The sequence below is a fragment of the Saprospiraceae bacterium genome, assembly GCA_026129545.1.
Classification (GTDB): Bacteria; Bacteroidota; Bacteroidia; order Chitinophagales; family Saprospiraceae; genus M3007.
Window position 1 is genome coordinate 612,126 of record JAHCHX010000001.1, and the last position, 14,990, is coordinate 627,115.

Here is a 14,990-nt window from a genome sequence, read left to right on the forward strand (position 1 = left end):
CGAACGGATGTTCATCCGGGCGGGCAACAACCAACAACCATAATCCCCTTGCCCCCTTCGTCGAAACCAATTGTTCATCCAAATTTTTTCCAAAACTGTATGTGTTCCAAACCAATTGTTCCTACCCTCTTCCTGCTACTTGCTTTCCTCTTTTTCTCCAAAACACTTCACGCCCAACTGCTTCCGAACAAAACGCCCATTGCCACGGGCGATGAACCCTCGCAAACGCTCGTCGTGAATATGTCGGGCGCCAAAATGCGGATGCCCTTAAGCCTGCCAAACACGGGAGCCAAAGTCGAGTTGTGCGACCTTGTGCCCGGTGAAACCTACATGGTCGTCGCTATCGGCATGACGCAAGGCCAGACGACCCGCTTCGCAATGTCGTGCAGCGACCCACTTGTCGCGTGGGAGCAGCAGCGCCCCCATGCCGCACGCTTCACGGCGATGACCACTTGCGTCGAATTGTGGGTGCATACCGACGAACCCGTCGCCGCGCCCATGTATCTATCGGTGAAATGCGAAACCTGCCCCGAGGCTGATGCGTGGAAAAAAAGCCTGTTGAAAGAGACAGGAGCCGCCGTGTTGCAAGTGCAAGGCGGCCAAACGGCGGAACAACTCATCAAACAAACCCTCATCAATGCTGATTGCTTCGACGTGGAAAACGTGACGTACTCGGGCTTTCCGGGACAAATCGGCACTTTTTCCAATGGCAACACCAACATCGGTTTTCCCAACGGGGTCATCATCGCAACGGGGAATATCAGTGTCGCGCCGGGGCCTAATTTATTCGACAACGCCAGTGCGGGATATGGCAGCTTCACGCCCGATAGCGACCTGTCGCAACTGGCGCAAAGCAACAATATCTATGACCGCGCCAGCATTGAGTTCGACTTTACGCCGACCGAGTCGCCCGTGTCGTTCCAATTTGTGTTTGCTTCGGAAGAATACTGCGAATACGTTTTTTCCTTGTTCAATGACGTGTTTGGATTTTTCATCTCAGGCCCCGGCATTGCAGGCACCAAAAACATTGCATTGGTGCCAAACACCAATAACCCCATCACCATCAACAACATCAACCACCTCGTCAACAATCAGTATTACACCAACAACCAGACGATTTGGAGCAGCAATCTTTGCGGCCAATTCCCTTCTTTCAACCAAGCCATCAACGAGGTCGAGTTCGATGGCTTCACCAAACAATTAGTCGCCACTGTCAACGTAATTCCGTGCGAAACCTACCGCATTCGCCTGAAAATCGCCGATGTGGGCGATGGGGTGTTTGACTCGGCAGTGTTTCTCAAAGGCGGTTCCTTTCAGGGCGGCGGCGATGCGACCGTGCGTTTTGTGGTGAATGGGACATCTGATGCCGAAGAAACCACCGAAGGATGCGACAATGTGGCCATCCAAATAAACCGCATCGGCTCTGACCAAAGTCAGCCCATCACGGTGACATTCAGCGTGGGCGGCACAGCCATCCCCGGCGAGGACTACGAACCGCTCGATACCGCTTACACCATCCCGGCTGGCCAAAGTCAAATCCTCGTGCCAGTCAACATATTCAAGGACTTCACTGCGGAAGATTCCGAAACCATCGTGCTCCTCCTCGACAATTCCTGCTCCTGCGAGGTGACGGAAAAAACCCTGACCATCCTTGATTATGTGCCCATGAACGATACGCTCCTCACCGTATTGACTTGTAATGCAGGGGGCGGAACCATACTGAATGCCGAACTTCCCGGCGGCAAAGCTCCCTACACCTACTTCTGGAGCACCGACGAAACCACACCCACTATCACGGTCAGCCCGTCCGTCAACACCACTTACAGCGTCACGGTATCGGATGCTTGCGATGAGGTGGCAGAATATGTCTTTGAAGTGGAAGTGACCCCCTTGATAGAAATCACGGAAAACATCGCCTTTTGCGCCGGTGGCTCGGTCACTATTGGCGACTCAGTCTATACCGAACCCACGACCGTCGTGGACACTTTGCTCGCTGGCCCCGGCGGCTGCGATACCGTTCTGACCTACAATCTTACCCAGTTGCCACTCACCGAACTCACCGACACCATCTCCTTCTGTGCAGGCGATTCGGTGGAAATCAATGGCGTGTTTTACGCCGAGCCCGGCGTTGTGGTGGACACCATACCCGGCATGGCAGGCGATTGCGACACCATTCTGACCTATATCTTGGAAGAATTGCCCCTCAATGCGATATCCGATACCTTGGGATTTTGCCTTGGCGGCGCTGTCACCATCGGGGATTCGACCTACACCGAGCCGACCGTCGTGGAAATTATTTTGCCGGGTGAAAATGGCAATTGTGACACGCTCCTGACCATCGTCGTCGAATTGGTGCCACAAATTGCCACCACAGAAACCATCGCCTTCTGCCCCGGCGAATCGGTCACGCTCGGCGACACGACTTACACCGCTCCCGGCACGGTGCTGCTGACCCTGCCCGGCTCGAACGGCGATTGCGACACCCTCGCCACCTACATATTGGAACTGAGGCCACAAGCGAGTTTCACGGAAACCATCGCCTTCTGCCCCGGCGAATCGGTCACGCTCGGCGACACGACCTACACCGCTCCCGGCACGGTGCTGCTGACCCTGCCCGGCTCGAACGGCGATTGCGACACCCTCGCCACCTACATTTTGGAACTGAGGCCACAAGCGAGTTTCACGGAAACCATCGCCTTCTGCCCCGGCGAATCGGTCACGCTCGGCGACACGACCTACACCGCTCCCGGCACGGTGTTGCTCACCCTGCCCGGCTCGAACGGCGACTGCGACACCCTCGCCACCTACGTTTTGGAACTGAGGCCACAAGCGAGTTTCACGGAAACCATCGCCTTCTGCCCCGGCGAATCGGTCACGCTCGGCGACACGACTTACACCGCTCCCGGCACGGTGTTGCTCACCTTGCCCGGCTCGAACGGCGACTGTGACACCCTCGCCACCTACATTTTGGAACTGAGGCCACAAGCGAGTTTCACGGAAACTATCGCCTTCTGCCCCGGCGAATCGGTCACGCTCGGCGACACGACTTACACCGCTCCCGGCACGGTGTTGCTCACCCTGCCCGGCTCGAACGGCGACTGTGACACCCTCGCCACCTACATTTTGGAACTGAGGCCACAAGTCAGTTTCACGGAAACCTATCCTTATTGCCCCGGCGATACCGTTTTCATCAACGGCAATGCCTACACGACGGCAGGCACATATTTCGACACCCTTTCAGGTGCCAATGGGGAGTGCGACACATTAGCCACTTATGTGTTGGTGTCGCTGACACCAGCGCCCTCTACGGTCAACCTTGTTTGTCCAAGCAATGTGACCCTGACCGTGGAGCCACCCGTGCTGAACTACAATTTGCCGAACGCTTCCACCGACTGCGATTGCCCCGGTCTGTCGCTCCAAATGACGAATGGGCTGCCTCCCGGAAGCACGTTCCCCATTGGTCAGACGGAGATTTGCTACATGGCCAAGGATAGCTGCGGCAATACCACTTCCTGCTGTTTCACCGTGACGGTGCCAGAGGAAGAGCCTTGCGACGAGGCGACGGCGGGGTGCATCAAGTACGAATTGCTGGGCATCACGAAGGACGACAAAGGCAACAGGACCTATCGCTTCCGAGTGCGAAACAATTGCCCCACGCGCCTCATGTACGCGGCCTTCTCCTTGCCGCCAGGGGTGACTGCTCTCAGCCCAGCGAACAACTCCATCTACACGGCGCCAAGTGGTCGGGAATACAGCGTTCGGAACCCGAACTTCTCGCCGTTCTACTCCATCCGGTTCATGTCGGACATGGCAGGCATCGTCAGCGGCGAGTCGGACATCTTTGAGTTCACTCTTCCCGCATTGGCCAATCCAAGCAACATATTGGCCATTGTTCGGGTGGAGCCAAAAATCTTCCATCAGGCCTACCTACAGACCTTCAATTGCCCGGTGCAGACCATTTCAAAACCCGCTGTGCAATCGCCAGCGGGCGGCGCGGGCGCGGCGCGGCACCAGGAGCCTTCCCTTCGCTTGTTCCCCAACCCGACGGAAGGCACCCTGTGGGCTGACCTGTCGGGCTGGGCCGCTGAGCAGGTGTGGGTGCGGTTGTTCGACGCACAAGGCAGGCTCGTGCAGCAGGCGCTGCTGCTCGCGGACGAAGGCCCGCAGGCGCTCGAACTGGCGCAGACCCTGTCCAACGGCCTCTATTCCATAGAAGCGACGGGCGAGGGTGGCGAGCGACAGGTCGCTCGTTTCATCCTGCAGCGATAGGGTGCTCGACAAGGAACGATGCCTCTTTTCTTTCGGGGCAGAAGCAAGTGAGGCGGTGACTGGGAGTCACCGCCTCACGCTTTTTCGGGGCATCATCAGTTTTTCTGTTCCACAAAAGACTCCTGAATCATTCTGTGACGCTAATCGGATTTCTCAATTAGCTCGGTAACGACTGTGTACTTTTCAGGAATCAAGTTTTCTTGGGCTACTATTCTCCCTTCCTTTATTCTTATAAGAATGCTGTATGGGCCTACCATCCCATACTTTTCCATAAAATAATGGTCAGGAAAGGCAACATTGGAGCCGAGCATAGCCGATAATTTTTCAATCACAGCATCATCCTTTGAAGAAAATATAAAGAAGACTTCTTTTTCGGAAAGCCCCAACGATTTAATGAATTCAATGGTCTCATTGGTACATGCGCCACAATGCGAAGGGTGCAAGATATACCTCGTGCCGCCAAGTTTTCAGCATGGTTGGAAGGATGAGATCACGTTTACTAAACTTCAAAAGTTTAGTAAACGTTACCCTAGACGATGCTGAAAACTTGGCGGCGCGAGGTATAATTTTACTACTTCAAAACGGCTTCTAAATGAAATATGGTCCTAACTTGCGAAAAATTCGCCTCTTAAAAGACATTCCGCAGGGTGCATTTCAAATTGTCGCAAGTAAATCGGAGGGCTTTTCCAATATATGCCGGAACAGCGTTCCGGCGTACAAAAGTGACAATTTGAAATGCACCCTTTTCAAACAGAAGTTGGGCAGAAATTGCGGCAACTTTTTGGGTTGTAAAAAGTGAGGTTTTGTCGTGTTGTAAACATCTGTTCAACCTACGTGGTACTTCTGGGCGAGCGGCTTTTCCCGCGTAGAGCGGGACAGATGCTTTACAGCATGACAAAGAAAACTACTCCACCCTCACTACCCCTTCGGGAGGGCTCGTGAACTCCGGTGCGTACATGCACTGCATAGCCGTGGACGCTGTTGCTCATGTCGCCTTTGTGCGAGACGAAGAGCGATACTGAAGACGAATGTGCCGCGCGGCAGTAGTCAATGAAAAGTGCGTCGCCAAATCCCTTCGTGCTTTCCGTAGTAGCCGAGGCCGTCCTGCCAGCGGTAGCCGTTGAGTACGTTGGATCGCTTCGAAGCCCGCCGCCCGCATGTCTTCTTTCAGGTGGACGTGCAGCTTCCATCGCGCGGTCCACGCGGATTTCGATGCGCACTTTGATTTTGTCGCCGCGTTTCAGGAAGGTTTGACCTTCGGCCACAGGTTTCAAAACTGCCTGGTGGGTGAGTTTTCCTCTTTGAAAAGTTGAGCTCACGATGGTGAGCGGTAAGTGTGCTTTTGGAAATCTTTGATCTTTATCCAAATCCTCGAAATACTGCCAGTAGGCTGCTCCCCACACGATGTTGGGGTTTGGGTCTCCGACCTTGATGTTGCTCCACGAATTTTTGACTTCAAGTGCGCCCCAGTTTTGTTTGAAATAGCCTGTGCCGGGTTCGTATTCGTTGGGTTTCAAAGTTTTGCCACCGAGCGAGACTCGTGCTGGTTTGGTGTTTGCAGCCACCATCGCCGTGCAACAGCAGCGCATAGACGGCCTCGGCGGCTTTCGTGCTTTCCCAACGGTTGGTTTGTTTGTTTTTCAGAAGCCAAATACGGAGTTCCTCGACGGCTTTGCGGTCTTGCGCCACTTCGTCGAACACCTCGACCATGAGCGCCTGTGTCCCACTGGCAGTTGGTACCAGTAGTAGCCCCAATCCACTGGCCAGAACATGCCGAGTTCCTCTTTCACGAGGGGCGCGTTCGCGCAGGCTGGCAACGACGTACAAAGCCGCGTCGGGCCGACCGCTTGGTGTAGGGCGAGTGCCAACATTCCTTCCTGATACAGCCCTTTTTTTCAGCCAGTATTTTTCGGCTTGCGAGAGGTAGTAGGAATGTTCGCGACCCGGTTTTGCGCCGCCTTGCTGCGGGTCGGGTTGTGGTTGGAAAAACGAGCGAGCGTAGAGGTAGTGAATCGCCATGCTGCCCAGGTGGTCGTCGTCCCATTTGGCTTGCCTTCTTGCACGAGCCGTTCCAGTTCGCGGTATTGCTCTGCGCAGTTTTGCGCTGCACAGCCGATGGCGCGGTCGAGCATACCTGCGGCGACGGGGTCTTTCGGCGTTGAATGCCCCCGTAGTTGTCGAAATGGCCGAACCCGTCACGATGTGCTGGTGATGTGCCAGCCGTCGCGCCCGCCGGGGAACCACGTTACCCTAGACGATGCTGAAAACTTGGCGGCGCGAGGTATAATTTTACTACTTCAAAACGGCTTCTAAATGAAATATGGTCCTAACTTGCGAAAAATTCGCCTCTTAAAAGACATTCCGCAGGGTGCATTTCAAATTGTCGCAAGTAAATCGGAGGGCTTTTCCAATATATGCCGGAACAGCGTTCCGGCGTACAAAAGTGACAATTTGAAATGCACCCTTTTCAAACAGAAGTTGGGCAGAAATTGCGGCAACTTTTTGGGTTGTAAAAAGTGAGGTTTTGTCGTGTTGTAAACATCTGTTCAACCTACGGTGTACTCTGCGAGCGGCTTTTCCCGCGTAGAGTGGACAGATGCTTACAGCATGACAAAAGAAACTACTCCACCCTCACTCTCACCCCCTTCGAGTGGCTCGTGAACTCCGGTGCGTACATGCACTGCATAGTCGTGACGCCGTTGCTCATGTCGCCTTTGTGCGAGACGAAGAGCGGATACTCGAAGACGAATGTGCCGCGCGGCAGGTAGTCAATGAAAAAGTGCGTCGCCAAATCCTTCGTGCTTTCGTAGTAGCCGAGGCCGTCCTGCCAGCGGTAGCCGCTGAGTACGTTGACTGGCTCGAAGCCCGCCGCCCGCATGTCTTTCAGGTGGACGTACTCCATCGCGCGGTCCACGCGGATTTCGATGCGCACTTTGATTTTGTCGCCGCGTTTCAGGGTTTGACCTTCGGCCACAGGTTTCAAAACTGGCCCGGTGGGTGAGTTTTCCTCTTTGAAAAGTTGTTTCACGATGGTGAGCGGCGTTTTTTGGAAATCTTTGATTTTATCCAAATCCTCGAAATACTGCCAGTAGGCTGCTCCCCACACGATGTTGGGGTTTGGGTTCTCGACCTTGATGTTGCTCCACGAATTTTTGACTTCCGCGCGGCCCCAGTTTTGTTTGAAATAGCCTGTGCCGGGTTCGTATTCGTTGGGTTTCAAAGTTTTGCCACCGAGCGAGACTTGTACGGGTTTGGTGTTTTGCAGCCAATTGTCGCCGTGCAACAGCAGCGCATAGACGGCCTCGGCGGTGGCTTTCGTGCTTTCCCAACGGTTGGTTTGTTTGTTTTTCAGAAGCCAAATACGGAGTTCCTCGACGGCTTTGCGGTCTTGCGCCACTTCGTCGAACACCTCGACCATGAGCGCCTGTGTCTCCACTGGCAGTTGGTACCAGTAGTAGCCCCAATCCACTGGCCAGAACATGCCGAGTTCCTCTTTCACGAGGGCGCGTTCGCGCAGGCTGGCAACGATGCGCTGTGCCGCGTCGGGCCGACCGCTTCGGTGCAGGGCGAGTGCCAACATTCCTTCCTGATACAGCCCTTTTTTCAGCCAGTATTTTTCGGCTTGCGAGAGGTAGTAGGAATGTTCGCGACCCGGTTTTGCGCCGCCTTGCTGCGGGTCGGGTTGTGGTTGGAAAAACGAGCGAGCGTAGAGGTAGTGAATCGCCATGCCGTCTAGGTGGTCGTCGTCCCATTTGGCTTTGCCTTCTTGCACGAGCCGTTCCAGTTCGCGGTATTGCTCTGCGAGTTTTGCGTCGCAATAGCTGATGGCGCGGTCGAGCATACCTGCGGCGACGGGGTCTTTTTCGGCGTTGAATGCCCCCAGTTGTTTCAAATGGCCGAACCCGCTCACGATGTGCTGGGTGATGTGCCAGCTGTCGCGCCCGCCGGGGAACCACGCCCAGCCGCCGTTGGGATATTGCCGTTCGGCGAGGGTGTTGATGGCGCGTTCGCGCTCGTCGGCCATGCGGTTGAGGTCGAACAAGAGGGCGATGTTTTGCTTTTGTTGTTCCTCGTTTTGCGCGTCGAGCACCCAGGGGGTTTCTTCCAAAAGTGCGTATTTCAACTCTTGATTTTTGCTCAAATTGCTCTTGAGCGCGTCGGTGCCTTTCCAGCGGTCGTAGATTCTGCGGATGTTCGGCATTTTTTCTGTCACGCTGGAAGCCAGGGTGTTGGCATAAAAGCGACTAAAAATCTGTTCCGAACATTCGTGGGGGAACTCCATCAGGTAGGGTAGGGCTTGCACGGCGTACCATGCGGGGTTGCTCGTGAATTCCAACGTGTATTTTTGAGTGACGAGGGATGAGTTGCTTCCCGACGGCGCGTTTTTCAGGTTTTCAAAAACAAACTCTTTCGTTTGGTTGCCGCGCACGGTGATGGGCAGGGTCTCTGTCACGAGCATCCGGTTGGTCACGACGGGGACGGTGCTCTCTTCGCCGTCCTTGAAGTTCTTGCTGTCGGCGAAGATTTGCCAAGTCACGGCACCGGTGAAATCTTCCGGCACTTTGATTTTCCAACTCAACGGCGAAGACTGCCCGGCAGGGGTGGTGAAGTTTGCCTCGCGGCTGCTGCTGGTCATCCCGAAGACACTTTCCAACGGCTGCAAGGTGTTGGCGTCCAACAGGCTGAGGGTGGCTTTGCCGTTGAGGGTTTCTTGCGAGAGGTTGCTGACTTTGGCCGAAAACTCGATTTCGTCGCCGGCGCGGAGGAAGCGCGGTGGGTTGGCGAGCACCATGAGTTCTTTCTGCGTCACGACTTCTTTCACCGAAATAGCCTGTTGCAAATCCTTCGTGTGGGCGTAGGTGAGCAGTTTCCAGCGCGTGAGCGCCTCGTTCATGGTGAATTTCAGCACCACGTTGCCGGCTGCGTCGGTGCGCATTTCTGGGAAAAAGAAGACGGTTTCGTTTAGGTTGCGGCGGATGGGGGTTGGCGGGGCGGGAGCGGGTTCGCCGCCGCCCATGCCATCCGGTGCTTGTGGGGCGGTCGCCTTGTCTTGTATGATTGTTTCGGCTTTTCCCGTTGCTACCTCTGCCTCCATCATCATGTCCTGTGCGGCCTCCTCTCTCGCACCGCCGGGTGCGGGGGCTGCCATGTTGAATTCAACACCGTCAGCTCGCGCGGCCAATTTCATGATTCTATCACGCCCGCCCCAGAGAGGGAAGCCGAACCAGTTCAATGCTTGGTAGCGTCGCACGGGTCGAGCGTCCTTGCGGGTTGCTTCGTTGCGAACGTTGCCGTTGTGCGAGCCAAAGGCTTGGCTTGCGCTGAAATTGACCCGAGGATACTGTGTTGGGTAGTTAATCGTGTTCCACTCATGTGGCAGGAATTGGTCGAGCGAGGCATCGTACATGGCGGCGACCATCTCGGCGGCGACTTTTTCCTTTTTGGGGCCGGAGATTTTGATGCGCCATTCTTCTTGTTGGCCGGGAGCGAGTTTGTCGCGGAAGGTTTCAAAACTGATGTTCAGGTCTTTGTTGCTCCACGGGACAGCGATGTAGAGCGACTGCCCGCCATAAAGTCGGTTGTTCTTGACGGCGCACCAATGTGCCGAGATGCCGCCCCGGTCGGTATCGAGCACGGGGATTTCGACGCTGGTCGCACCGTTGACGCTGAGCCAGCGCGGGTTTTGCAAGAGGCCGTTTTGTTCGCGGGCAAAAAAGATGTTCAGGTTGTCGGTTTTGCCGCCGAGCCATATTCGGGCGGTTTCGCCCGGTTCGTTTGTTGTTTTTTCGGCGGTGGCTGATGGTTTTTCAAACTGTGTGGCGCGATTGTTTTTGTCCCAAACGCGCACGATTTTTTCGATTTCAATTTTTTCTCCAAAGGCATCTTGCGTGGTCAGGGTGGCGATATACCATCCTGCATTGAGGTTTTTGCGCAGATTGACCTTGTTGGCGGCAGCGGTATTGAACTCGAAGGGGACGATGAAATCCTCGCGTTCCCATTTGGTGGGAGCGTCTTCGTCCTTCCATGCGAAGTCGGGGAAAAGCCTTGTCCACTCATCTTTCGGGATGGTGGCCAAGTCTGGGTTTTGCCAGTAGCGTTCTGCGAAAAATTTGCCCGGGTGGCGCAGCGGCTGGAACGCGATGGTGCCTTTGGCATCTTGAGGTTGGCCTGCCAAGTTTTTGGTTTCCAAGGAAATGCTGTCGAGGCTGCTCAATTCCACTTCGTTGCGGAGGCCCCAATTCACTTGCAAGGCAACGTAGCTGGCAGTGACGATTTGCTCGCTGCTGCGCGTCTCGCCTGTGATGTCGGTCACGTCGGCATAGACGGTGTAGTCGAACATTGGGCGGTCTTTTTTCGGGATGTCGGCATCGGGGATTAGGGGGAATTTTACTTCGAATTTGCCTTCCGCGTCGGTTGTTGTCGTGCCATTGGCGATTTCCATTTGGTCGGTTCGCCACGGGGGGAAGATGCGCCGCCCCCAGCCCCAGTCCCAAAAAGGGAATCGCGCTTGCCGCACCACGCGATAGCGCACCTGCGCGCCATCCACGTTGCTGCCTGCGTACGCTTTGGCTTCGCCGCGCGCGGTCACCGTTTCGCCGAGGCGGAAGGCCGTTTCGATGGGTTTGAAGGTGACTTCAAACTTTGGGCGTTTGTATTCCTCCACGCTGAAATAAGTGGTGCCTTCGGCATTTTCGCAGCTTATGTGCATCTGGCCTGTCAGCCCGGTAGCGGGCGCGGTGAACGCGCCGTTGAAGGTGCCAAACTCGTTGGAGCGCAGCTGTAGCACTGCTTTTTCCTGATGGTTGACATCGTAGAATTTGACGGTGACGGATTGGTTGGGGGTGATTTGGGGCAATTGAGCGTCGTTTCTTTTGAACAGCACCCCTTTGAAATACACCGTCTGGCCGGGTCGGTAGATAGCCCGGTCGGTGAAGAAATGCGCGTAGAGTCGCGGTGGAGCCTCATAGTAGCTGCGGTAGCTGTAATGCTGACCCAGCCAGAGCGTGTCGTTGCCCAATGAGGCACGGACGTTGGCGTATTGGCTGTCGGGCAAGCGCCCTTTGGCCAACCCGTTTTGATTGGTGACGATGCTTTGGAGGGGGCCTTGCCCTTGACGGCGCTGATATTCGGGGGCAAAAAAATCGAGTTTCACGCCGGCCAAGGGAGTGCCACTTTGCCGGTGGGCCATGATGAAATTGGGTTGGTTTTCCTCACGAAACGTGACGGCAGCAAGATTGGAGACTGTGAAGGCTGTGTATGCGACGTGGCCTTTTTTAGGGTCAAAGTCCCTGTTTTCGGCAGCAAGCAAGTAATAATGCCCCAGTGGCATACTGCTCAGGTATATTTCGGTGGTGTGCGGCTGGTAGTCGGCGGGGAGTGGGATGTCCCAATCGCGGGCTTGCACTTGGGGCAAGGATTGCAGTCGCTCCAAGATGCGGTCGTAGGGCACGTTGTTCAGGAAGTTCTGGTCAAAATTGGCCCGCACGACTTTTGTGAACACCTTGCTCACGTTGCGTAGTTGCACCTGCACGAGGGCGGGTTTTTCGGGCAGATAGACATTTTCCACGGTGATGCTCAACGACGTGGCGCGAATCTGGTCGAGCAGGTTTTGGCAAAGTTGTGTGCCGTGATTGTTGGGGTGGCGGCGAATGGCGTCTTCGAGTTCGGTCACGGCCGTCTGTGCGTTTTGCCCTTTGTCCGCCTCAAGGCCGTAGCGATGTTGCGCGATATGGAAAACGATTTCTGCGTCGGAGGGGTGGTTGTAGTGGGTTTTGTGAAGTATTTCGAGGGCGTTGAGGTAGAGCGCGTCTTTGTTTTCGAGCGTGGAGTTGTTTTTGGCAAATCGCAGGCGCGACAAATCGGCATCAATGTGGGCGGCGGCATCGCCGCCAGTGGGAATAGCGTGCGCAGCCAACACTTTTTGGTAAAGATTGACTGCCAGCCACTTGCCCGACGTAGAGTCTTTGCTTTCAAATTTTGTTTTCACGAAATCTGCCGCTTTTGCGAAGGCTTCGGGTTGGTTGAGCGAGAAAGCGTAGGCGGGTTCGGTGAGCCAACTGCGTTCGTTGGAAAAATGCTCCAAGGCGCGGTGGGCGAGCAAGTCAAAGAGGGTAGGGCGGAGGGGTTGGCCATTGACCATGTCGCCTTGGCCGGGCGAAAGCACGTCGCGGAATGATTCGACGGGTGTGTCTTTCAAAATGCCTTCGGGGGCGACGGAGGCAGAGTATAGTTCGATGGCTCTTTTCTCGATTTGAGCGGCTGACCAGGTGAGGATGTCTCCGCCCTCGCCGTCGGGGATGGGTGTCCTGTCATTGATGCGCCAGCCCTGATTGTTGAGGTAGGTGGCGTAGAGCTGGCCGAGGATGCTTTGCAGCACGGCTTTTTCGGGCAATGCAGATGTTTTCTCCTCTTTTTCAAAGAGTTGCACGGCTTTCACGAAGCCGTCTTCTTCGAGTTGGGTCACATATTTCCCCCGGTAAAGCAAGGCTTTTATGACCTGCGGGCTGTTTTTGTCGCGGGTGGCTTTGGCCTGAATGGCTTCTGAGCGTTCGAGGGCGCTTTTGAAGAGGCCTTGGCGTTCGAGGCTGTCCACGATTTTCCAGTCGTCGGCGTAGTCGCCGGTGAGCGGCAGCGGTGTCGGCATTTCCGTAGTGGGTTTGATTTTGATGGATGATGTGGGCGTGTCCTTTTTCGCGGCGGATTTGCAGGCGAGCATCAGGACAAAAGAAAGGAGGAGAAGGGGTAGGGGGGTGATTCGGTGATTGGTCATTGTCGAGTGTATTCGGTTAAAAATGTGTGGTTTAGAGAAAAAATATCGGAGAACCCATCAACTGTTTTGATTTTTTTCGGCGCTTTTTTTCGAGCGAAAAAACGAGGGAAAGGTCTTCGATTTGAAGTCGGCCTGTTAGTAAGAATTCCGAAGTGGTATATCCATTGGAGGATAAACGAATTTTTGCTGGGTCATTCTGAAGTTTCTTGATGGGTACTTCCAAAGTGAAGATGCCATTGGCATTGGTGGTGGTTCTATGTTGGGTGTTGCTTAGTTTCACCTTTACATTTTCCAGCCCCCTTTCGGTGTATTCATCCACCACTTTGCCAGAGATAATGCGTGCGGCGTTCTGTTTTTTTACATGCCGGGGCGCGACCTTTGCGGTGTTGGTGGGTGCTTGCCGAACGGGTGATTGTTCCGTCTGAACGGGAGCGAGGTACTGGACTTCGACAGGTTGTTGGGCCATCAAAAGTACGGCGACGCTTGCGGCTGCGGCGGTCAGGCCGCTTCTTCTGGCTTGGGCAACAGGTTTCAGCGTCGGCGTGCACAGGGGTCTGTTCAATTGCTCTTGGCGGAATCGCCCGCATATTTTGCCGTTGTTTTTCTTAAAATGTTCAAGGATTTCCGCGTCGGTTTTGTTGGTAAAATCCATGACTTGCTTTTCACAGATGGCGCAAAAACGGCAGTCGTGGCGGACGGGTTTCATTTTTGACCATTTTTCGTGGCATGGGGCGGGGATGGAGATTTTAGCCATGTTGTTTTGCGTTCGAGTTGTGAAAATTATTGATTCCAACTTTCGCGGCTCACTTCGAATCGTATTTCATCGGAGGTGTAAGGAATGTTCAATCAGTTACAAACGTACGAAAGCATGGATGCAGTTTGACGGAAAATTACACGGAATCGCTGCATTTTTTGAGCAAAAAAAAACGCTGACCCCTTGCAAGCGAGTCAGCGTTTCCATCTCAAGAGAGGGCTTTGTTATTTCTTTTGAATGTCGGCTTTTATTTGACGCACGAATTCTTGTGTCACCCCGGCAATGAAAGCGATTTGCTCATCGCTCCAGTCGGTGTTTTGAAGCAATGATGCGACAAACTGCTTGTTGGCTTCGAGTTTGCCCTCGAGTTTGCCTTCGAGTTTGCCCTCGAGTTTGCCTTCGAGTTTGCCTTCTCTTCTGATTTTATCTATTAGCGACATGGTGCGAGATTGAATTTTGTCAGGTAAAGTGTTCAGGATTTGGTCAAGACTTGTGTCCTCTGGGGAGGATTGGCCGAAATATGAAATGGTCATTTCAAATAGGTCGTTTCCCTCTTCCTGAAGGAGAAATTCCTCTGCAAAAATAAGGAACTCCGGTGCTGATTGCAAAAATGATTTTTTGTCATGCACGGTTTTCAATGCCAAAAAAACATTGAGCAGGTGCTCGAGGTTCTGACCGCGTAGGCGTTCGACCTCAAAGGCCGCGAGGTCGGTGAGGTGATAGTCGAATTGAGGCACAAATCGTTTGAGTTTTTCGGAAATACCTTCAAAATAACTCCAAAATGGGCGATGCTCCCATGCCTCTGCGCCGTGGTATACGACAATAGGTATAGGCAGTGAAAGCGATTTTTTCTGGCGAAGGTCGCTTTTCCAGACGTTGAGCATGTACTGCAACAGCTGGACAAATATAGGCACGGAGGGTTTGGCGCTTTTGTGCTCAAAGATGAAGCATAGCCTCAGCGGGCTGCCGTCGTTCATGAGGCAAGTCCACACGACATCTGAATAGGAGGCCTTTAGCCACCGCCCTACAAAGCTGTCGGATGATTTTTGGAGGGTGTCGAAATCAAGCTGTCGCGCAATTTCGGGAGGGAGAAATTTTTTCAGGTATATCACCACGACGCTTCGCAAGGAGAAGGCTCCTTTGAAATAGGCATCGTGATGGTGGCGGGAGTAAGTGCGTTTTGCCATGCGGATTATT

7 protein-coding genes are annotated in these 14,990 nt (G+C 54.2%); 1 reads left to right on the top strand and 6 read right to left on the bottom strand.

Translation table 11 applies throughout. The features are described 5' to 3' along the window. The first annotated feature begins 99 nt into the window (after positions 1–99). On the top strand, positions 100–4,269 hold the full coding sequence (locus tag KIS77_02155; GenBank protein MCW5921118.1) for a choice-of-anchor L domain-containing protein: 4,170 nt from the start codon (positions 100–102) through the stop codon (positions 4,267–4,269). 140 nt (positions 4,270–4,409) lie between these two features. Here the strand turns inward: KIS77_02155 and KIS77_02160 are convergent, their stop codons facing one another. The 6 genes from KIS77_02160 to KIS77_02185 all read right to left on the bottom strand — a co-directional run bounded on the left by KIS77_02160 (position 4,410) and on the right by KIS77_02185 (position 14,980). Beyond that, a complete protein-coding gene (locus KIS77_02160; GenBank protein MCW5921119.1) occupies positions 4,410–4,712 on the bottom strand; it encodes a hypothetical protein in 303 nt (100 codons plus the stop codon). 441 nt (positions 4,713–5,153) lie between these two features. Continuing rightward, positions 5,154–5,786 carry a hypothetical protein gene (locus tag KIS77_02165; protein MCW5921120.1) on the bottom strand — a complete coding sequence of 211 codons (633 nt, stop codon included), beginning with the start codon at positions 5,784–5,786 and terminating at the stop codon, positions 5,154–5,156. Beyond that, positions 5,725–6,288 (bottom strand): hypothetical protein, encoded by a 564-nt coding sequence (locus KIS77_02170; protein MCW5921121.1) that lies wholly within the window; start codon positions 6,286–6,288, stop codon positions 5,725–5,727. Before KIS77_02170 ends, KIS77_02165 begins: the two co-directional genes overlap by 62 nt. Positions 6,289–6,889: 601 nt before the next feature. After that, on the bottom strand, positions 6,890–13,039 hold the full coding sequence (locus KIS77_02175) for an alpha-2-macroglobulin (GenBank protein ID MCW5921122.1): 6,150 nt from the start codon (positions 13,037–13,039) through the stop codon (positions 6,890–6,892). A 31-nt stretch (positions 13,040–13,070) separates the two neighbouring features. Beyond that, complete coding sequence (locus tag KIS77_02180; protein ID MCW5921123.1) at positions 13,071–13,793, bottom strand: carboxypeptidase-like regulatory domain-containing protein; 723 nt, start codon at positions 13,791–13,793, stop codon at positions 13,071–13,073. Positions 13,794–14,017: 224 nt separating this feature from the next. After that, entirely contained in the window at positions 14,018–14,980 is a 963-nt protein-coding gene (locus KIS77_02185; protein MCW5921124.1) for an Rpn family recombination-promoting nuclease/putative transposase, read from the bottom strand. Between the last annotated feature and the right edge of the window lie 10 nt (positions 14,981–14,990).

Coding starts and splice junctions, on each gene's coding strand:
- KIS77_02185 (MCW5921124.1), bottom strand. CDS start 14,980: ATGGCAAAACGCACTTACTCCCGCCACCATCACGATGCCTATTTCAAA.
- KIS77_02170 (MCW5921121.1), bottom strand. CDS start 6,288: ATGGCGATTCACTACCTCTACGCTCGCTCGTTTTTCCAACCACAACCC.
- KIS77_02180 (MCW5921123.1), bottom strand. CDS start 13,793: ATGGCTAAAATCTCCATCCCCGCCCCATGCCACGAAAAATGGTCAAAA.
- KIS77_02155 (MCW5921118.1), top strand. CDS start 100: ATGTGTTCCAAACCAATTGTTCCTACCCTCTTCCTGCTACTTGCTTTC.
- KIS77_02175 (MCW5921122.1), bottom strand. CDS start 13,039: ATGACCAATCACCGAATCACCCCCCTACCCCTTCTCCTCCTTTCTTTT.